This is a genomic window from Variovorax sp. OK212 (assembly GCF_900112425.1).
Taxonomy (GTDB): domain Bacteria; phylum Pseudomonadota; class Gammaproteobacteria; order Burkholderiales; family Burkholderiaceae_C; genus Variovorax.
In genome coordinates, this window is record NZ_FOLP01000003.1 from 291625 (window position 1) to 311173 (window position 19549).

Genomic DNA, 19549 nt, shown 5'->3' on the forward strand with positions numbered 1-19549 from the left:
ATGGAGGCACGAAACCAATATGTCCAGTACCACTGTCGCCGAGTTCGCGAACGAGCTCAAGAAGACTCCCGAAACCTTGCTTGACCAGCTCAAGAGCGCAGGCGTGCCCAAAGCGGCCGTCACCGATGCACTCACCGAGGCTGACAAGCAGCGCCTGCTCGGCCACCTGAAGGCCAGCCACGGCACTGTTGAGCCCGAGCGCAAGAAGATCACGTTGACGAAAAAGTCGACCAGCGAGATCAAGCAGGCCGACGCCACCGGCCGTGCGCGCACGATCCAGGTCGAGGTGCGCAAGAAGCGCACCTTCATCCAGCGTGAAGACGGTCATCCGGCCACGCCGGAATCGGCCCAGCACGTGGCCGAGGCGCCCGTTGAGCCGCCCGCACCGCCTCAGGTCGATCCCGCCGAACTGGCCCGCCGCGAGGAAGAAGCGCGTCGCCAGGCCGAGCTGATCCGCCGCCAGGAAGAAGAGCTGGCCGAGAAGCGTCGCCTGCGCGAAGAAACCGAAGCCCGCGAACGCGAACAGGCTGAGAAGGCCGAGCGCGCCGAACAGGCCGAACAAGCCCAGCAGGAAGCCGTGCGCATCGCCGCCGAGAAGAAGGCCGCGGCCTTCGCCGAAACTGCTGCAGTGAACGCCGCCAACCGCGACGCGAACAGCAAGCCGGCTGCGCCCGCCGTGGCCGCCGCCGCCGCCGCTGCCGCTGCGGCCGCCGCCGCCGCTGAACAACAGGCCGCCGACACCAAGCTCGCCGCGCAGAACGCTGCCGCGCAAGCCAAGGAAGACGCCAAGGCCAAGGCCGCCGCCGAATCGAAGGCCCGTGCCGACGAAGAGGCCGCCCGCGCCAAGGACCTCGACGAGCGTCGCCGCAAGGCCCTCGCCGAAGCCGAAGCCATTCGCGCCATGATGAACGCGCCGGCCCGCGTGCTCGTGCCGCACAAGGCGCCCGAGAAGCCGCAGCCTGAAAAGTCCGCGGTCAAGGGCACGCTGCACAAGCCGGCCACGCCCGCCGCACGCCCCGGTGCGCCTGCCGCGCCCGGCGCTGCAGCAGCACCCGGCGCCGCCGGTGCGGGCAAGGAAGTCAAGTCCGCGAAGCTCTCGTCGAGCTGGGCTGGCGATCCTGCCAAGAAGAAGGAAATCAAGACCCGCGGCGATGCCAGCGGTGGTGTCGGTCGCGGCAACTGGCGCGGAGGCCCGCGCGGTCGCCGTGGCAACGACCGCGGCGGTCACGACGAGCAGCACGCACCGGCCGCACCGGTCGAGGCGCGCATTCTCGAAGTGCACGTGCCCGAAACCATCACGGTGGCCGAGCTCGCGCACAAGATGGCCGTCAAGGCGCAAGAGGTCATCAAGCAACTGATGAAGCTCGGCCAGATGGCGACCATCAACCAGTCGCTGGACCAGGACACCGCCATGATCCTGGTGGAAGAAATGGGCCATACCGCGGTGGTTGCCGCGCTGGACGACCCGGAAGCTTTCACCGACGAGGACGTGTCGGCGCAAACCGCCGAGGCCCTGCCGCGCGCACCGGTCGTGACCGTCATGGGTCACGTCGACCACGGCAAGACCTCGCTGCTGGACTACATCCGCCGCGCCAAGGTTGCCGCGGGCGAAGCCGGCGGCATCACGCAGCACATCGGTGCGTACCACGTGGAAACCGAACGCGGCATGGTGTCGTTCCTCGACACCCCGGGTCACGAGGCCTTCACGGCCATGCGTGCCCGCGGTGCGCAGGCCACCGACATCGTGATCCTGGTGGTGGCGGCCGACGACGGCGTCATGCCCCAGACCAAGGAAGCCATCAAGCACGCGAAGGCGGCTGGTGTGCCGATCGTGGTTGCCATCAACAAGGTGGACAAGCCCGACGCCAACCTGGACCGCGTGAAGCAGGAACTGGTGGCCGAAGAGGTCGTGCCTGAAGAGTACGGCGGCGACGTGCCGTTCGTGCCGGTGTCCGCCAAGACGGGCCAGGGCGTCGACGACCTGCTCGAGCAGGTGCTGTTGCAGGCCGAAGTGCTGGAACTCAAGGCGCCGGTGGAAGCCGCCGCCAAGGGCCTGGTCATCGAAGCCCAGCTCGACAAGGGCCGCGGCCCGGTCGCTACCGTGCTGGTTCAGTCCGGCACGCTCAAGACCGGCGACGTGGTGCTGGCCGGTTCGACCTATGGCCGCGTGCGCGCCATGCTGGACGAAGACGGCAGGTCGACCAAGTCGGCGGGTCCGTCGATCCCGGTGGAAATCCAGGGCCTGACCGAAGTGCCGCAGGCGGGCGACGAGTTCATGGTGATGAGCGACGAGCGCCGTGCGCGCGAAATCGCCACCTACCGTGCCGGCAAGTTCCGCAACACCAAGCTGGCGAAGCTGCAGGCCGCAAACCTGCAGAACATGTTCACCGACCTGTCGGCGGGCGAAGTGCAGACGCTGCGCATCATCATCAAGGCCGACGTGCAGGGCTCGCAGGAAGCGCTCGCGCAATCGCTGCTCAAGCTGGCGACGGACGAGGTCAAGGTGCAGGTGGTGTATGCCGGCGTGGGTGGTATCAGCGAAAGCGACATCAACCTGGCCATCGCATCGAAGGCTGTGGTGATCGGCTTCAACGTGCGTGCCGATGCCGGCGCGCGCAAGCTGGCCGAGAACAACGGCGTGCAACTGAACTACTACAGCATCATTTACGACGCTGTGGACGAGATCAAGGTTGCGATGTCGGGCATGCTGGCACCGGAGCGCCGCGAGGAAATCATCGGCTCGGCCGAGATCCGCACGGTGTTCGTGGCCTCGAAGATCGGCACCGTTGCCGGCTCGTACGTCACTTCGGGCTCGGTCAACCGCAGCGCGCATTTCCGCCTGCTGCGCGACAACGTGGTGATCTACACCGGCGAAGTCGACTCGATCAAGCGCATGAAGGACGATGTCCGCGAAGTCCGCGAAGGTTTTGAGTGCGGTATCAAGCTCAAGAACTACAACGACATCAAGGAAGGCGATCAGCTCGAATTCTTCGAGATCAAGGAAATCGCCCGGACGCTGTAGGCGTTCGAAGCGAGAGAGTCCATGCCGAAAAGAAAAGCCGCCGCCCCCAACCGCGCGTTCAAGGTTGCCGACCAGATCCAGCGCGATCTGACGGAGCTGATCGCGCGCGAGTTGAAGGACCCGCGCGTGGGCATGGTCACGATCCAGGCCGTCGAGGTCACGCCCGACTATGCGCACGCGAAAATCTTCTTCAGCCTGCTCACGGGCGACGTGGACGAGACCACCGAAGCGTTGAACCAGGCCGCGGGCTTCCTGCGCAACGGCCTGTTCAAGCGCCTGCACATCCACACGGTGCCCACGCTGCACTTCCTGTTCGACCGCACCACCGAGCGTGCGGCCGACATGAACGCGCTCATCGCGCAAGCCGTCGCCTCGCGTTCGAAAGACGAATAGCCATGAATGCGCCACGCACCAGGGTGCAGCGGCGCCCTGTGCATGGGGTGTTGTTGCTCGACAAGCCGCTGGGACTCTCCAGCAACCAGGCCTTGCAGAAGGCCAAGTGGTTGCTGCGCGCTGAAAAGGCGGGCCACACCGGCACGCTGGATCCGCTCGCGACGGGCGTCCTGCCGCTGTGCTTTGGCGCGGCCACCAAATTCAGCCAGTTGCACCTGGACGCCGACAAGACCTACGAGGCCACGGCCCGCCTGGGCGTGAAGACCGCGACCGGCGATGCCGAGGGCGACGTGATCGCCGAGCGGCCCGTGCACGTGACGCCGGAAGACCTGGCGCGCGTCGAGGCGCAGTTCACCGGCCCGATCCGCCAGGTGCCCCCGATGCACAGCGCGCTCAAGAAGGACGGCAAGGCGCTGTACGAGTACGCACGTGAAGGCATCGAAATCGAACGCGCACCGCGCGACGTCGTGATTTATCAGCTGAAAGTGTCCGATACGGGCGCCCCGCAAGAGAAGTTTGCTATCAAGATCGAAGCAAAAGTCAGCAAGGGCACCTACATCCGCACGCTCGGCGAAGACATCGGTGAAGCGCTGGGATGCGGCGCGCACCTGAGTTCGCTGCGGCGCACCGCCACCGGCGGTTTCGTCGAGGCGCAATGCATCACGCTCGAAGCGCTGGAGGCGATGGACGAAGAGGAGCGCCTGGCGCAGCTCTTGCCTGCCGAGGTGCTGGTGGACGGCCACAGCCGCGTCACGCTCGGCGCGGAAGATGCGGCACGTTTTCTCTCGGGCCTGCGCCGCCGCGGCGACTGGGCCGATGCAGGCGAGGTGGCCGTGTTCGGCACCGAGCCGGCGGCCTTCCTGGGCACCGCCCACGTAGTGGCCGGCGAACTGATCCCGGGGCGCTTGCTGAACCCCATCGAAATTCAGCAAATTCTTTTGAACGCACAACAGACCGAAGCGACACCATGAGTACCAAGCAAATCCGCAATATCGCCATCATTGCCCACGTGGACCATGGCAAGACCACGATGGTCGACCAGCTGCTGCGCCAGTCGGGCACCTTCGCCGAGCACGAGAAGGTCGTCGACACGGTGATGGACAACAACGCCATCGAAAAGGAACGTGGCATCACGATCCTGGCCAAGAACTGCGCCGTGACCTGGGAAGGCACGCACATCAACATCGTCGACACCCCGGGCCACGCGGACTTCGGCGGTGAAGTGGAACGCGCGCTGTCGATGGTCGACGGCGTGGTGCTGCTGATCGACGCGCAGGAAGGCCCGATGCCGCAGACGCGCTTCGTGACCAAGAAGGCGCTGGCCCTGGGCCTGAAGCCGATCCTGGTGGTGAACAAGGTCGACAAGCCCGGTGCGAACCCCGACAAGGTGGTCAACGCCGCCTTCGACCTGTTCGACAAGCTCGGCGCAACCGACGAACAGCTCGACTTCCCCGTGGTGTACGCCTCGGGCATCAACGGCTGGTCGTCGCTGGAAGAAGGCGCAGCCGGTGAGCAGTGGGGCCCCGACATGTCGGCCCTGTTCAACACCATCCTGAAGCACGTGCCGTCGCAAAAGGGTGACCCCGCCGCGCCGCTGCAGCTGCAGATCTCGGCCCTCGACTTCTCGACCTTCGTCGGCCGCATCGGCGTGGGCCGCATCAGCCAGGGCACGCTCAAGCCCATGACCGACGTGCTGGTCATGGAAGGCCCGGACGGCAAGACCGTCAAGGGACGCGTGAACCAGGTGTTGACCTTCCAGGGCCTGGACCGCGTGCAGTCGACCGAAGCCGGCCCCGGCGAAATCGTGCTGATCAACGGCATCACCGACATCGGCATCGGCGTCACCGTGACCGACAAGGACAAGCCCGCGCCGCTGCCCATGCTCAAGGTCGACGAACCGACGCTGACCATGAACTTCTGCGTGAACACCAGCCCGCTGGCCGGCCGCGAAGGCAAGTTCGTCACCAGCCGCCAGATCTGGGACCGCCTGCAAAAGGAACTGCAGCACAACGTGGCCCTGCGCGTGAGCGAGACCGACGAAGAAGGCATCTTCGAGGTCATGGGCCGCGGCGAACTGCACCTGACCATCCTCTTGGAAAACATGCGCCGCGAAGGCTATGAAATGGCCGTGTCGAAGCCGCGCGTGGTGTTCCGCACCGTGAACGGCGAGAAGCACGAGCCCATCGAATTGGTCACGGCCGACATCGAAGAAGGCCACCAGGGCGGCGTGATGCAGGCGCTGGGCGAACGCAAGGGCGAACTGGTCAACATGGAGCCGGACGGCCGTGGACGCGTGCGTCTCGAGTACCGCATTCCGGCGCGCGGCCTGATCGGCTTCACGAACGAATTCCTGAACCTGACGCGCGGCTCGGGCCTCATCAGCAACATCTTCGACAGCTACGAAGCCCACAAGGGCGAGATCGGCAGCCGCAAGAACGGCGTGCTGATCTCCATGGACGACGGTGAAATTTTCACCTACGCGCTGGGCAAACTGGACGACCGCGGCCGCATGTTCGTGAAGGCGAACGATCCGGTATACGAAGGCATGATCGTCGGCATCCACAGCCGCGACAACGACCTGGTGGTGAACGCCACGCGCACCAAGCAGCTGACCAACTTCCGCGTGAGCGGCAAGGAAGACGCGATCAAGATCACGCCCCCCATCGACCTCACGTTGGAATACGGCGTCGAGTTCATCGAAGACGACGAACTGGTCGAGATCACGCCCAAGAGCGTGCGCCTGCGCAAGCGTTTCCTGAAGGAAAGCGATCGCAAGCGCGCCGGCCGCGACACGTCGATGGGCTGATTGCCCTGACGCCCCGCCTTGGCGGGGGCGCAGTCTGAAACTCACCTCCGGCTCGGCTTCTTCAGGAAGCCGGCGCCGCAGGTGATTTTTTCGTTTTTGCGAGGAACGGCGGCAAACGGCAAGAACGGCGAGGGCGGCGCGGATCGCGCCGGGCGGTCCACGCTACTGCGGCATGGCCGCGTCGGTGACCCCCATGCGCTTGACGCGAGCCTCGAGCAGCGTGCGCGTGAAGGTCTTCGGGAAATCGTCGCTCACGCGCCAGCTGCCGTCGTCCTGCACGAAGCTGAATTCGCCGCTCAGCGCGATCGAGGTGCTGTCGTCGCCGCCGATGGCGCCCAGCAGGCGGTCGTTGTATTCGACGACCAGCGGGCAGGCCTGGCCCGCGTCGTTCTCCAGCGCGCGGCAGGCGCCCGTCACTTCGATCTCCGCAATCTCGCGCGAGCGGGCGGGGTCGGTGTCGACCATGCTGGATTCGCTGTGTGCACTTGGGCGCGGGTACGAGCCGGCCTGGCGCGCGCTCAGCGGCGCGGCGCCTGCGCGGAAAGCGGCCTCCAATGCCTCGCGGCCGATCGGCTCGGCGTTGTAGCGCGGCTTGCCGCTGGCGTCGAGATGGCCGAAGCGCGCCCGCACGATCGTCGGGTCGGCGCCGCGCACGATCATCTCGTCGCTCTTCGGCGCCACGGGGCCGATGGTGTAGGCCATCTCATCCTTGTCGTCGCCCTGCGTGATGACGGCCGTGCAGCCGCGCACGCGGTCGGCCTTGCGGTAGCCGACCTCGCGCAGCGCGCCGATGGTGGGCGTGCGCACGTCGGCGCGCTGCTCGGGGTCGATGGTGTGCATGCGCACGTCCATGCCCACGCGGAACATCAGGCGGTCGAGCGTCTTGCGCGTGGAAGCGGCGTCGCAGCCGGGCACGCCGGCCGGCGCGAGCAGGTACCAGCCGAGGCCGCCGCCGAGCACCAGCACGGTCAGCAGGAACTTCAGCGCGCCGTTGCGCCGCGTGCGTTGCGTGTTCGACTTCCAGGTGCTCATGAGCTGTGCGTCGGCGTCGATCAGCGCCTGCGCCTCGTTCACGATGCGCGCGCGCTCGGCGGCCAGGGCAAAGGCCGGTTCGGCCGCGACCTGGGCCCGCGTGGCCTCGAAGCTGGCTTTCTCCAGCAGTTCTTCCGTCACCAGCCAGGCCAGCGTGGCGGGCAGCGCAGCGGGCACGCTGCCGGTGACCGGTGTTTCCTGCCGCGCGATGTCGCGCGTCTCTGCGTCGATGAGGCCGTCCTTGTGGAGCGCCCCGAGCGCTTCGTGCGTGATGCCTTGGCCGGCCAGGTCGACGAGGTCGTCGGCGTCGATGGCGATGTCCGTCGCATCGTCGGCGTGGGGGTGGTCCGTCGTGGCGGATTCGATCCTGTCGAGCGCGGCGTCCTGTTCCTCTTGGGTGATCAGGCCGCGCACGCGCATCCACGCCAGGGCGTGCGCCGGGCCGGGCAGCGGGGGCAGGGCGGCGGTTTCGGGGTGGGCCAGCACGGCGTCGTGCTGTGCATCGGTGATCAGGCCCTGGGTCAGCAACGCGAGGAACGCGTCCGGGTTGGCGGCGGATGTCGTCATGCAGGGATTCTGCCGTGAGCCCGCGTGGTGCGGCGTCGGCCGAAGCGGACAAAAAAACGCCGGCAGATGCCGGCGTTGTCTTCGTGCGTCCGGGTCGTTGGACCCGGATCAGGCGCACGGATCAGGGACGGGCAACCTTCCAGGCGCCGTTGGCCACGCCGTCGCCGGTCTTGTCACCGGGCTTGGCATCCTTGGCCCAGAAGTACAGCGGCCAGCCCTTGTAGGCCCATTGGCGCTTGCCGTCTTCGCGAATGATGATGGTGTAGCCGCCGATGGGCTTGGCGGTGTCGGCCACGCCGAGCGCCGGCCAGTTGGCCGCGCACTGGGCGATGCAGGCGGAGGTGCCGGCACCGGCCGTGTCCTTGGCGAAGGTGTACAGCGTCATGCCGTTCGGGCCGACCAGCACGCCGTCGGCGGTGCGGGTGGGCGTGTCGGGCGTGCTGGCGGTCTTGTTGGACATGCCGCCGCAGCCGGCAAGCAGGGCCGCCGCGAGGATCGAGGCGCTGAGCAATTTCATGCAGTTTCTCCTTCAGTTGAAAAATCGCGAAGACAAGCCCGGTGACGGGCCGGGCCGTGTGAATGCGCGAGCCGGCAGTTTATGCGTTCATCAAGACAAATCGCGGTAGGCCAGCGTCGCAAGTTTGAGCAGAACTTCTCGCGGCAGCTTGCCCGCGAGGGCGTAGCCGAAGCCCTGGTCGACCCAGTAGAAGCTGGGCACCGGGCCTTCGGAGGCGAAGCGGAAGGCGGTTTCGCGCGCGGCCGTGGCACCGGCGGCACCGGTGGCTCCAGCGGCGCCGGCGTCCAGCGTGCCGATGTAGAGCGTGACGCGCTCGCCCGCCGCATCCTCGAACATGAACTGGGCGCGCGCGCCGCTCTCGCCGGGCAGCAGGCGGCCGCCGACCAGGGTGTAGCCCTGGGTGGAAAGGTCGGGCACCTTCAGGGGGCGGTCCAGGCGCTTGGAAAGCCATTGCACCAGGTGCTGCTGCTCGGCCGCCGCCACCTCGACCGGGTGCCGCTTCTCGGGGGCGTAGACGGCGTGCGCGACCGAGGCGTCGTGCACGAACTCGCGCACCGCCGGCGCCCTGGCCAACTGGGCGCCGCCACGCGCGGCCGGCCCCTGGGACCATTGCGCATTGCCGAGCCAGCCTGCCGCAAATGCAACCAGCAAGCCGGCCGCCATGCCGCCCCAGCGCAGCCAGGAGACACGCTGCGCCTGCCTCGGCTGGTGGCGCTCCAGGGCGCCCATCAAGGCGTCTGGAACCGGCTCGTCGAGCAGTTCGCCGTGCAGCCGGCGCAAGGCGTCGCGCTGCGCGTGCCACGCGGCGATCTTTGCGGCCACGGCAGGGTCGTGAGCGATGGCGTGCTCGACCGCGCCATGACGCTCGGCGGGCAACTGGCCGTCGACCCAGGCGTGCAGCTCGTCGTCGGTGGGGGGCGGGGCGGGGCGGTTCATGGTGCGGCGGGTTTCATTTGAGGCGGCGCAGGCCGGGGCGAACGGGGGCGGCGGCCCCATCCATCAGTTCCTGCAGCCGGACGCGGGCGCGCGACAGGCGCGACATGACCGTGCCGGCCGGAATGCCGAGCACCTTCGCCACCTCGGCATACGACAGGTCCTCGAGCGTCACGAGGAGCAGCACGGCGCGCTGCTCCTCGGGCAATTGCATCAGGCAGCGCTGCAGGTCGAGCTGCGTGCCCTGGTCGCGGCCCGGGTCGACGCCGCCATGCAGTTCTTGAGGCACGTCGTCCAGCGCCACCACCGCATGCGGCGGCGGGGTGCGGCGCACCTGGCTCGCGAAGATGTTGTGCATCACCGTGAAGAGCCACGCGCGCAGGTCGCTGCCCACCACCCACAGGCGCCACTTGCTGCAGGCGCGCTCGAGCGTGTCCTGCACCAGGTCGTCGGCCGCCCACGCATTGCCCGTGAGCGCCCGCGCGTAGCGGCGCAGGCTCGGGATGTGCTCGACCAGCAGGCGGGCGTCCATGGGTGGGTGTGGGCGGCTCGGATCGTGGGGGCGGTCTGTGGAACTGCCGATCAGGGCTTGGCGGTCTTCCAGACGCTGTTGACGCCGTCGCCGGTCTTGTCGCCGGGCTTGGTGTCCTTGGCCCAGTAGTACAGCGGCCAGCCCTTGGCGGCCCATTGCTTCTTGCCGTCGTCGCGGGTGAAGATGGTGAAGTCACCGCTCGGCTTGTCGGCATCGGCGGCCATGAACGGCGGCCAGTTGGTGGCGCAGCCGCCGTTGCAGGCCGACTTGCCGCTGCCGGCCGCGTCCTTGTCGAAGGTGTAGAGCGTCATGCCGTTCGGGCCCACCAGCGCGCCGTCGGCGGGCTTGGGCTGGGCGAAGGCGGGGAGTGCGAGCAGGGCGCTCAGCAGGACGCTCGGAATGAGGACGGAAGAAGCACGCGAAGGCGACATGGAAAGACTCCTGGGTTGTGGCGACACCGGTTCGTTCGGTGACAACCGCACAAACGCCTGCAACCCGTCTTTTATTCCATCGCCCGCAAAAAAAAGAATCAGCGGCTGCGGCTCTTCATGGCGCGCTCGACCTCGCGCTTGCCTTCGCGGTCCTTGATGGTGTCGCGCTTGTCGTGCTCGGCCTTGCCCTTGGCCAGCGCAATCTCGCACTTCACCTTGCCGGCCTTCCAGTGCAGGTTGAGCGGCACCAGCGTGTAGCCCTTTTGCTCGACCTTGCCGACCAGCCGGCGGATCTCTTCCTTGTGCAGCAGCAGCTTCTTGGTGCGGATCGAATCGGGGTTGACGTGGGTCGACGCGCTCTTGAGCGGGTTGATCTGCAGGCCCACGACGAACAGCTCGCCGTTGCGGATCACCACGTAGCCGTCGGTGAGCTGGACCTTGCCTTCGCGCAGCGATTTGACTTCCCAGCCCTCGAGGACCAGGCCGGCTTCGAAGCGTTCTTCGAAGAAGTAGTTGTAGGCGGCCTTCTTGTTGTCGGCGATGCGGGAGGAGGTATCTTGTTTCTTTGTGGCCATGACTCAGGAATGTTGGGGCTGCATGGCTTCAATACAATCCGTCGCGCACGCTGTGCCGATTCTATGAAAACAGTCAACAAGTCCGTCCTCATCTGGTACAGCGCTGAAGAGATGTATGCGCTGGTCACCGATGTGGCCAAGTATCCGCAGTTTCTTCCCTGGTGCGACAAGTCGCGCGTCATCGAGCAGGACGAGGCCGGCATGACCGCCGAAGTCGGCCTGTCCTTCGCCGGATTGCACCAGAGCTTCACCACCCGCAACACCCATGTCCCCGGGCGCGAGGTGCACCTCAAGCTCGTCGACGGGCCGTTCTCCAACCTCGACGGCAAGTGGAAGTTCACGCCCGTGGGCGAAGCGGGCGAGCGCGCCTGCCGCGTCGAGCTGCACCTGAGCTACGGCTTCAGCAACTTCGCCTTGCAGGCGCTCGTGGGGCCGGTGTTCGACACCATCGCCTCCAGCCTGGTCGAAGCCTTCGTCAAGCGCGCCGAGCAGGTCTACGGCAGTTCCTGATGATGGAGGTCACGCTGAACTGCTCGCCCGCGGCACGCGAGGTGTTCGAGCAGGTGTTGCGGCTCGCGCCCGCCGCCACGCTGGTCGATGCCGTGAAGGCGAGCGGGCTTTCGCGGAGATTTCCGGAACTGGACTGGCGTCACGCGCTGACGCCGGGCATCTGGGGCAGGGCGGTCGAGTGGGAGCAGTCGCTGAAGGACGGTGACCGCATCGAGCTGTGCCGGCCGCTCACGGTCGATCCGAAGGTGGCGCGCCGGGAGCGCTTCCAGCGCCAAGGCGCGCGCGGCACGGGGCTTTTTGCCACGCAGCGCAAGGGCGGCAAGGCGGGTTACTGAACCCGGCTTGCTGGCTGTCCGGTTGGCCCAGGCTTACTTGCAGTCGCTGCTGATGACGGTTTGAAGGCGCTTCTGCTCCGCGGCGCGGGCGGCATCGTCCATGATTTCGCGTTCGCCCTGCGCATTGACCTTTGCAATGCGGATGCCGCTGTCGACGGTGGCCTTGCCTTGGCGGGCGAGGGCGCAGTTGTCGGCCTTGGCCTTGGCGATCTTGGCGGCTTCGGCGGCCTGCTTGGCCTTTTCCTCGGCTTCGGCCTTCTTGGTCTTCTCCTCGAGATCCTTGTCGACGCCGGTGGGCTTCGGGCCTGCAGCGGCAGGCTTGGGTGCCGCTGCGGCATCTTCCGTGCCTTCGGCCTGCGGCGGGGCATCGACGTTCGGGTTCGCGGTCGAGCGCGCCTTGGGCGGCGGGCCGACACGGCGCAGGATGTTCTTCTCGGGAACATCGGGCGGCGGCGCCTGGTCGCTGAAGACCTTCTTGCCGTTCTTGTCGAGCCATTGCCATTGGGCGCTGGCCGACAGCGGCAGCGCAACGACACATCCCAGTACCAGCCAGTGCACGATTTTCATCCCCGAAGTTTAGCCGGGCCTTACTTTTAGCAACATCCACATTGGGTGGTTTTGCAACGCTCGGAAAAAGCCCGCGCCAGCAAAGCACCCAAGGCCCTCGTTACAATCCGTCTTTTGGAGCTTCACCCATGCGCCTTCTTGGCAAAGCGCTCACCTTCGACGACGTGTTGTTGGTGCCAGCGTTCTCACAGGTCCTGCCCAAGGACACTTCCCTCGCCACCAGATTCTCCCGAAACATCACGCTGAACCTGCCGCTCGTCTCGGCGGCCATGGACACCGTGACTGAAGCCCGCCTCGCGATCGCCATCGCGCAGGAAGGCGGTATCGGGATCGTTCACAAGAACCTCACCGCGCAAGAGCAGGCCGCCCAGGTGGCCCGGGTGAAGCGCTATGAGTCGGGCGTTCTGCGCGACCCGGTGGTGATCACGCCGACGCATTCGGTGCGCCAGGTGATGGCACTGTCGGACCAGCTCGGCATCTCGGGCTTCCCGGTGATCGACGGCGGCAAGGTGGTCGGTATCGTCACGGGGCGCGACCTGCGCTTCGAGAACCGCTACGACGTGCCCGTCAGCGAAATCATGACGCAGCGCGACCGGCTCATCACCGTGCCCGACGGCACCACGCTGGCCGAAGCCAAGGCGCTGCTGAACAAGCACAAGCTCGAGCGCCTGCTGGTCATCAACGGCGACTGGGAGCTCAAGGGCCTCATCACCGTCAAGGACATCACCAAGCAGACCAGCTTCCCCAACGCCGCACGCGACGCCAACGGCCGCCTGCGCGTGGGCGCTGCAGTGGGCGTGGGTGACGGTACCGAAGAGCGCGTCGAAGCCCTGGTCAAGGCCGGCGTCGACGCCATCGTGGTCGACACCGCGCACGGCCACAGCGCCGGCGTGATCGAGCGCGTGCGCTGGGTCAAGAAGAACTATCCGCAGGTCGACGTCATCGGCGGCAACATCGCCACCGGCGACGCCGCGCGCGCACTGGCCGACGCCGGTGCCGATGCGGTCAAGGTCGGCATCGGCCCTGGCTCCATCTGCACCACGCGCATCGTGGCCGGCGTGGGCGTGCCGCAGATCATGGCGGTCGACAGCGTCGCCACCGCCTTGCAAGGCACGGGCATTCCGCTGATCTCCGACGGTGGCGTGCGCTACTCGGGCGACATCGCCAAGGCCATTGCGGCCGGCGCCAGCACCGTGATGATGGGCAGCATGTTCGCGGGCACCGAAGAGGCACCGGGCGAAATCGTGCTGTACCAGGGCCGCAGCTACAAGAGCTACCGCGGCATGGGCTCCATCGGCGCGATGCAGCAGGGCAGCGCCGACCGGTACTTCCAGGAGTCGACCACCGGCAACCCGAACACCGACAAGCTCGTGCCCGAAGGCATCGAAGGCCGCGTGCCCTACAAGGGCTCGATCGTCTCGATCGTCTACCAGATGGCCGGCGGCGTGCGCGCCAGCATGGGCTACTGCGGCTGCGCCACCATCGCGGACATGCAGAACAAGGCCGAGTTCGTCGAGATCACCACGGCCGGTATCCGTGAGAGCCACGTCCACGACGTGCAGATCACGAAGGAAGCGCCAAACTACCGCGCGGAGTAATGTTGTGGCCCCCAGGCGCCCCCGTTGCGTGTGGGGCGCTGCACCAGAAGGGGCCAAGGGGGCCGTAAGCCGCCTTGGGGCGGCCGGCGCTAGGCTGGCCCCATATTGGCCAGACCTTGAAAGTCAGGCCAGACTGGGATTAGAATTTGGGCCAGATTCAATTTTTCTGGCCCAAATGCAATCCATCGGCATCGCTGAAGCCAAGAACAACTTCTCGGCCCTGATCGACCTGGTCGAAAAGGGCGAGGAGGTTCGCATCACCCGCCACGGCAAGGAAGTCGTTCGCATGCTGCCGGTGCGCCGCAAGCCGGTCATCACCGACGAGCAGATCCAGCGCGAGCTCGGCCAGATCGACGCGCTGCACGCCACCATCCAGCCCGGCTTGTCCCTGAGCGCCTTGCGCGACGAAGGGCGCCAGCCATGACGGCCTTCGTCATGGACGCCTCGGTCACCGCCGCCTGGCTGCTGCCCGACATGGCCAGCGAACACACCCGCAAGCTCTACGCCGCCATCCGCCGCGACGAGGTCGAGCCGCAGGCGCCCAATGCCTGGCAGTGGGAATGCACCAACATCCTCGCCAACGGCGTGCGCAGCGGCCGCATCCCGTCTTCGGCCGTCGAAGGCCTGTGGAGCGTGCTCGACGCCATCCGCCACCGTGTCGAGTTGCACGATCTCGCCCCCGCGCAGCACAAGGCCGTGCTGGCCGTGGCCATCGACGCGGGCGTGTCCCAGTACGACGCGGGCTACCTCTGGCTCGCAAAATCGCTCAACCTTCCGCTCGCCACCTTCGACGAGCGACTCATCCAGGCTGCGCCGCAAGCGGGCGTCAGGCTGCTCGACATTTCAACGCTCTGAGTCCCAACGCCATGCAACACGACAAGATCCTCATCCTCGACTTCGGCTCGCAAGTCACCCAGCTGATCGCACGCCGCGTGCGCGAAGCGCATGTGCTGAGCGAAGTGCACCCCTGCGACGTCACCGACGAATGGGTGCGCGAATACGCCGCCGACGGCCACCTGAAGGGCGTGATCCTTTCGGGCAGCCACGCCAGCGTGTACGAGGAAACCACCGACAAGTGCCCGCAGGCCGTGTTCGATCTCGGCGTGCCCGTGCTGGGCATCTGCTACGGCATGCAGACCATGGCGCACCAGTTGGGCGGCAAGGTCGAGGGCGGCCACAAGCGCGAGTTCGGCTTTGCGGCCGTGCGCGCCCACGGCCACACCGCGCTGCTGAAGGACATCGCCGACTTCACCACGCCCGAAGGCCACGGCATGCTCAACGTGTGGATGAGCCACGGCGACAAGGTCACCGAGCTGCCGCCGGGCTTCAAGCTCATGGCCAGCACCGACAGCTGCCCCATCGCCGGCATGGCCGACGAGGCGCGCCGCTACTACGGCGTGCAGTTTCACCCCGAAGTCACGCACACCGTGCAGGGCAAGGCGCTGATCGAGCGCTTCGTGCTGGGCATCTGCGAATCGAAGCCCGACTGGGTCATGCGCGACCACATCGCCGAAGCCGTGCAGAAGATCCGCGAGCAGGTGGGTGACGAAGAAGTCATCCTCGGCCTGTCGGGCGGTGTCGATTCGAGCGTGGCCGCCGCGCTCATCCACCGCGCCATCGGCGACCAGCTGACCTGCGTGTTCGTCGACCACGGCCTGCTGCGCCTGAACGAGGGCGACCTGGTCATGGAGATGTTCGAGGGCAAGCTCAATGCGAAGGTGATTCGCGTCGACGCCAGCGACCTGTTCCTCGGCAAGCTCGCCGGCGTGAGCGACCCCGAAGCCAAGCGCAAGATCATCGGCGGCGAATTCGTCACCGTGTTCAAGCAGGAAGCAGCGAAGCTCAAGGCCGGCGACGGCGGCCACAAGGGCGCGACCTTCCTGGCGCAAGGCACCATCTACCCCGACGTCATCGAGTCCGGCGGTGCCAAGAGCAAGAAGGCCGTCACCATCAAGAGCCACCACAACGTGGGCGGCCTGCCCGAGCAGCTCGGCCTGAAGCTGCTCGAACCGCTGCGCGACCTGTTCAAGGACGAAGTGCGCGAACTCGGCGTGGCGCTCGGCCTGCCGCCCGAGATGGTGTACCGCCACCCGTTCCCCGGCCCGGGCCTGGGCGTGCGCATCCTGGGTGAAGTGAAGAAGGAATACGCCGACCTGCTGCGCCGCGCCGACGCGATCTTCATCGAGGAGCTGCGCAACTTCAAGGACGAGACCGGCAAGACCTGGTACGACCTCACGAGCCAGGCCTTCACCGTGTTCCTGCCCGTGAAGAGCGTGGGCGTGATGGGCGACGGCCGCACCTACGACTACGTGGTGGCACTGCGCGCCGTGCAGACCAGCGACTTCATGACCGCCGACTGGGCCGAGCTGCCGTACGCGCTGCTCAAGAAGGTGTCGGGCCGGATCATCAATGAAGTGCGCGGCATCAACCGCGTGACCTACGACGTCTCGAGCAAGCCACCGGCGACGATCGAGTGGGAGTGAGGGGTGCGGATAATATCTATATAAATCAACAACTTAGATCAAATTATGATGTCCGTGAACACGACATCGATGGTGCCTCTCGAGAGCTCTAAGCTGTTGAATGATTTGGGTTTTTTGTTGCAGCAAAGGCCCCTTCCTGAAGGAATCAGCGAAGCATGCAGCGCTACTTTCTGACGGTATTTTTGACGGCATCCCGGCGTTGCTGGATTGACGCCGATCTTTTACCGCCATTCGCTCGTTCAGAACGAGACCCCGTACTGGCGCTGGAGGATGCTCCCAAGGAACTGCTGAAGCCGGAGAACACGTGAGCATGGCCACGAGGAAAGCGCCGAGTTGGAGCGACGTCAAGGACAAGCTCGCCGACTTCGACCGCACGGGATTGCTCGGCCTGGTGCAAGACCTCTACGCCGCCAACAAGGAAAACCAGGCCTTTTTGCATTCCCGGTTCGGTCTCGGCGGCGATCTGCTAAAGCCTTACACGACGACCATCGACCGCTGGTTGTGGCCAGACGTGTTCAAGAATCAGGACACCTCGGTCGCCAAGGCCAAGAAGGCCATTGCGGATTACAAGAAGGCCGCCGGCCAGCCAGAGGGCCTAGCCGAATTGATGGTGTTCTTCTGCGAGCGCGCGGCGGGCTTCAGTAGCGACGTCGGTTTGCAGGACGAGGGTTACTTCGACGCGCTGGTGCGGATGTTCGCACAGGCTTTGAAGATCATTGGTACGTTGCCCGAGGATCGTCGGTCCGGACTGCTAGGGCGCCTGGATGCTGTCCGACACCTCGGCCACAACCTGGGCTACGGCGTCGGTGACGAGATGGACGAACTGCTGGTCGAACATGGATTCGATGGCGGACCGCGATGAGCTCACCGCGCTGCGCGCGGAGAACAGCCGACTGATTGCGCTGCTCGAATCGCAGGGCATCGAATGGCGCGCAAATCCGCAGCCGTCGCCAACACCCGCTGATCCATCAAGGCTTTCCACCGACGAGAAGGTCGCCATCTTTCGACGGCTCTTCCGTGGCCGCACCGATGTGTTCCCCGTCCGATGGGAAAGCAAGACCACGGGAAAGTCGGGCTACGCGCCGGCGTGCGCGAACGAGTGGCGCGCCGGCGTGTGCGAGAAGCCGCGCATCAAGTGCGGAGACTGCGGCAATCGTCTGCTAGTCCCGCTGTCGGACATGGTGATCTACAACCACCTGGCCGGCAAGCACACGGTCGGGGTGTATCCGCTGTTGGAGGACGATAGCTGCCATTTCCTGGCCGTCGACTTCGACGAGGCCGAATGGCAGGACGATGCGCAGGCGTTCATGTTGTCTTGCGCGGAGCTGGGCGTACCGGCAGCGCTGGAGGTTTCGCGATCCGGCCAAGGCGCCCATGCCTGGGTGTTTTTTGTCGGCCGCGTGTCGGCTCGTGATGCCCGCCGTCTGGGCACGGCCATCATCAGCCACACCTGCGCGCGCAAGCGGCAGCTCCAGCTCGCGTCCTACGACCGGCTGTTCCCGAACCAGGACACGATGCCCAAGGGCGGGTTTGGCAACCTGATCGCGCTGCCGCTGCAGAAAGGCCCGAGGGACAAAGGCTTCAGCGTGTTCGTCGATGCCGAGCTGCGTGCGTACCCGGACCAGTGGGCGTTGCTGGCCTCGATCCAGCTCATGGACGCGCACGACATCGAGCCGACCATCCTGCGTGCCACGGGTGGCGCCCATCCGCTGGACGTTACCTTCATTGATGACGAGGACTTGGCTACGCCGTGGATACGCCAGAGCACCGCGTCGAAGAAGCTGACGGGGTCGATGCCCCACTCGCTGACACTGACCCTGGCCAACCTGATCTACTTCGAAAAGGCGCAGCTTTCTCAGCCCCTGGCCAATCGCCTGATCCGCTTGGCGGCGTTCCAAAACCCCGAGTTCTACAAGGCGCAGGCGATGCGGATGTCAGTATGGGACAAGCCGCGTGTCATCGGCTGCGCCGAGAACTTCCCGCAGCACATCGCGTTGCCCCGCGGATGTCTGGACGCTGCGCTGTCGCTGCTGCGGGGGAACGGCATCGCCTGCGACCTGCGAGACGAGCGCTTCAGCGGCCAGTCGTTGGACGTGTCGTTCGTCGGCAATCTGCGTCCAGATCAGGAGGCTGCTGTCGCCACGATGCTACCCTTTGATTCTGGCGTACTGTGCGCCCCAACAGCCTTCGGCAAGACGGTCACTGCCGCCGCGATGATCGCGCGCCGGGGCGTCAACACCCTGGTGCTGGTGCACCGCACCGAGCTGGCGAAGCAGTGGAAAGAGCGGCTGCAGACCTTTCTGGGTGTCGGTAAGGGCGTGGTTGGCACCATCGGCGGCGGCAAGGCCAAGCCGACCGGCAGGATCGACATTGCCGTGATGCAGTCCCTATCCCGCCGGGGGGAGGTGATGCCGCTTGTCGAGGACTACGGTCAGGTGATCGTCGACGAATGCCACCATGTCGGCGCAGTCTCCTTCGACGCAATCCTCAAGCGGACCAAGGCCAAATATGTGCTTGGCCTGACGGCGACCCCGATCCGTCGTGACGGCCAGCAGCCGATCATCTTCATGCAGTGCGGGCCGATCCGCCACACGGCGGCCACGCCGGCCAGAGCGCCGCACGACCTGGAGGTAGTGCCGCGGTCCCGCCATGTCCGGATCGATCTGCCGCAAGGTGCCGGCATCCAGGACGTCTTTCGGCATCTTGCCAATGATCAGGCCAGGACCGAGGCCATCGCCGCCGAGGTGCGCGACGCCTTCGCGCAGGGCCGCAAGGTGCTGGTTCTGACCGAGCGTACGGAGCACCTAGACGCCATCGAGGCAGTCCTCGGCGGCCTTGGGTCGGCACTATTCGTACTGCACGGCCGGATGTCCAGAAAGCAGCGTGCGGCGCTGGTGGCAAGCGTTGAAGCCCTGGCGCCCGGCGCGCCGCGCGCCCTCCTAGCGACCGGCAAGTTGGTCGGCGAGGGCTTTGATCACCCTCCGTTGGACACGCTGGTTCTCGCCATGCCCGTGTCCTGGAAAGGCACACTGCAGCAGTACGCCGGGCGCCTGCACCGGGTGCACGCCAGCAAGACCGACGTGAAGATCATCGATTTCGTGGACACCGGCCACCCGGCGTTGCTGCGTATGTGGGACAAGCGTCAGCGCGGCTACCGAGCGATGGGATATCGGATTGAGGCCGGCACCGTGCCGAACGAAAGCCTGCTTTGATGCGCTGATGCAGATTCAGGTGCGCTTGAACTGCAG

General features: G+C 66.2%; 20 protein-coding genes. 13 read left to right on the top strand and 7 right to left on the bottom strand.

The window, feature by feature from the left end:
* Positions 1-19: 19 nt before the first annotated feature.
* Genes infB through typA form a run of 4 tightly spaced genes read left to right on the top strand, consistent with a single transcriptional unit; the run spans position 20 to position 6221 of the window.
* Positions 20-3022, top strand: a complete 3003-nt coding sequence (gene infB, locus BM004_RS11845; RefSeq protein WP_093122238.1) for a translation initiation factor IF-2 — start codon at positions 20-22, stop codon at positions 3020-3022.
* Between the two features lie 21 nt (positions 3023-3043).
* Positions 3044-3415, top strand: coding sequence for a 30S ribosome-binding factor RbfA (gene rbfA / locus BM004_RS11850; RefSeq protein ID WP_093122236.1), 372 nt, complete (start codon positions 3044-3046; stop codon positions 3413-3415).
* Between the two features lie 2 nt (positions 3416-3417).
* Positions 3418-4386 carry a tRNA pseudouridine(55) synthase TruB gene (truB, locus tag BM004_RS11855; protein ID WP_093213448.1) on the top strand — a complete coding sequence of 323 codons (969 nt, stop codon included), beginning with the start codon at positions 3418-3420 and terminating at the stop codon, positions 4384-4386.
* Positions 4383-6221 (top strand): translational GTPase TypA, encoded by a 1839-nt coding sequence (gene typA / locus BM004_RS11860; RefSeq protein WP_093122230.1) that lies wholly within the window; start codon positions 4383-4385, stop codon positions 6219-6221. The genes truB and typA overlap by 4 nt, the downstream gene beginning before the upstream one ends.
* A 162-nt stretch (positions 6222-6383) precedes the next feature.
* Here the strand turns inward: typA and BM004_RS11865 are convergent, their stop codons facing one another.
* From BM004_RS11865 to smpB, 6 genes are all read right to left on the bottom strand, one after another.
* Positions 6384-7820 (bottom strand): hypothetical protein, encoded by a 1437-nt coding sequence (locus BM004_RS11865; protein ID WP_093213450.1) that lies wholly within the window; start codon positions 7818-7820, stop codon positions 6384-6386.
* Positions 7821-7941: 121 nt separating this feature from the next.
* The gene (locus tag BM004_RS11870; protein ID WP_093213452.1) at positions 7942-8337 is read right to left on the bottom strand and encodes a COG4315 family predicted lipoprotein; all 396 of its coding nucleotides are present in this window, start codon (positions 8335-8337) and stop codon (positions 7942-7944) included.
* A 90-nt stretch (positions 8338-8427) separates the two neighbouring features.
* Positions 8428-9273, bottom strand: coding sequence for an anti-sigma factor family protein (locus tag BM004_RS11875; RefSeq protein ID WP_093213454.1), 846 nt, complete (start codon positions 9271-9273; stop codon positions 8428-8430).
* 13 nt (positions 9274-9286) lie between these two features.
* A complete protein-coding gene (locus BM004_RS11880; protein WP_093213456.1) occupies positions 9287-9802 on the bottom strand; it encodes an RNA polymerase sigma factor in 516 nt (171 codons plus the stop codon).
* A gap of 50 nt (positions 9803-9852) precedes the next feature.
* The gene (locus BM004_RS11885) at positions 9853-10233 is read right to left on the bottom strand and encodes a COG4315 family predicted lipoprotein (RefSeq protein WP_093122218.1); all 381 of its coding nucleotides are present in this window, start codon (positions 10231-10233) and stop codon (positions 9853-9855) included.
* 98 nt (positions 10234-10331) lie between these two features.
* Positions 10332-10808 carry an SsrA-binding protein SmpB gene (gene smpB / locus BM004_RS11890; RefSeq protein WP_093122216.1) on the bottom strand — a complete coding sequence of 159 codons (477 nt, stop codon included), beginning with the start codon at positions 10806-10808 and terminating at the stop codon, positions 10332-10334.
* Positions 10809-10871: 63 nt separating this feature from the next.
* On the opposite strand from smpB, the gene BM004_RS11895 reads away from it, so the two are divergent.
* Together BM004_RS11895 and BM004_RS11900 are read left to right on the top strand one after the other, a co-directional pair.
* Complete coding sequence (locus BM004_RS11895; RefSeq protein WP_093122213.1) at positions 10872-11318, top strand: type II toxin-antitoxin system RatA family toxin; 447 nt, start codon at positions 10872-10874, stop codon at positions 11316-11318.
* Complete coding sequence (locus BM004_RS11900; protein WP_093213458.1) at positions 11318-11653, top strand: RnfH family protein; 336 nt, start codon at positions 11318-11320, stop codon at positions 11651-11653. Before BM004_RS11895 ends, BM004_RS11900 begins: the two co-directional genes overlap by 1 nt.
* A 33-nt stretch (positions 11654-11686) precedes the next feature.
* On the opposite strand, the gene BM004_RS11905 is transcribed toward BM004_RS11900, so the two are convergent.
* Complete coding sequence (locus BM004_RS11905) at positions 11687-12220, bottom strand: DUF4124 domain-containing protein (protein ID WP_093213460.1); 534 nt, start codon at positions 12218-12220, stop codon at positions 11687-11689.
* 128 nt (positions 12221-12348) lie between these two features.
* Between BM004_RS11905 and guaB the strand changes: the two genes are divergently transcribed.
* The 7 genes from guaB to BM004_RS11935 all read left to right on the top strand — a co-directional run bounded on the left by guaB (position 12349) and on the right by BM004_RS11935 (position 19513).
* A complete protein-coding gene (guaB, locus tag BM004_RS11910) occupies positions 12349-13818 on the top strand; it encodes an IMP dehydrogenase (RefSeq protein ID WP_093213462.1) in 1470 nt (489 codons plus the stop codon).
* 175 nt (positions 13819-13993) lie between these two features.
* Positions 13994-14242, top strand: coding sequence for a type II toxin-antitoxin system Phd/YefM family antitoxin (locus BM004_RS11915; protein WP_093122201.1), 249 nt, complete (start codon positions 13994-13996; stop codon positions 14240-14242).
* Positions 14239-14673 carry a type II toxin-antitoxin system VapC family toxin gene (locus BM004_RS11920; protein ID WP_177206486.1) on the top strand — a complete coding sequence of 145 codons (435 nt, stop codon included), beginning with the start codon at positions 14239-14241 and terminating at the stop codon, positions 14671-14673. The genes BM004_RS11915 and BM004_RS11920 overlap by 4 nt, the downstream gene beginning before the upstream one ends.
* An 11-nt stretch (positions 14674-14684) precedes the next feature.
* Positions 14685-16301, top strand: coding sequence for a glutamine-hydrolyzing GMP synthase (gene guaA / locus BM004_RS11925; protein WP_093213464.1), 1617 nt, complete (start codon positions 14685-14687; stop codon positions 16299-16301).
* Positions 16302-16456: 155 nt separating this feature from the next.
* Entirely contained in the window at positions 16457-16609 is a 153-nt protein-coding gene (locus BM004_RS41400; RefSeq protein ID WP_177206487.1) for a hypothetical protein, read from the top strand.
* A 2-nt stretch (positions 16610-16611) separates the two neighbouring features.
* Entirely contained in the window at positions 16612-17163 is a 552-nt protein-coding gene (locus BM004_RS11930; RefSeq protein WP_093213466.1) for a hypothetical protein, read from the top strand.
* The gene (locus BM004_RS11935) at positions 17138-19513 is read left to right on the top strand and encodes a TOTE conflict system archaeo-eukaryotic primase domain-containing protein (protein ID WP_256219866.1); all 2376 of its coding nucleotides are present in this window, start codon (positions 17138-17140) and stop codon (positions 19511-19513) included. The genes BM004_RS11930 and BM004_RS11935 overlap by 26 nt, the downstream gene beginning before the upstream one ends.
* Positions 19514-19549: the final 36 nt, after the last annotated feature.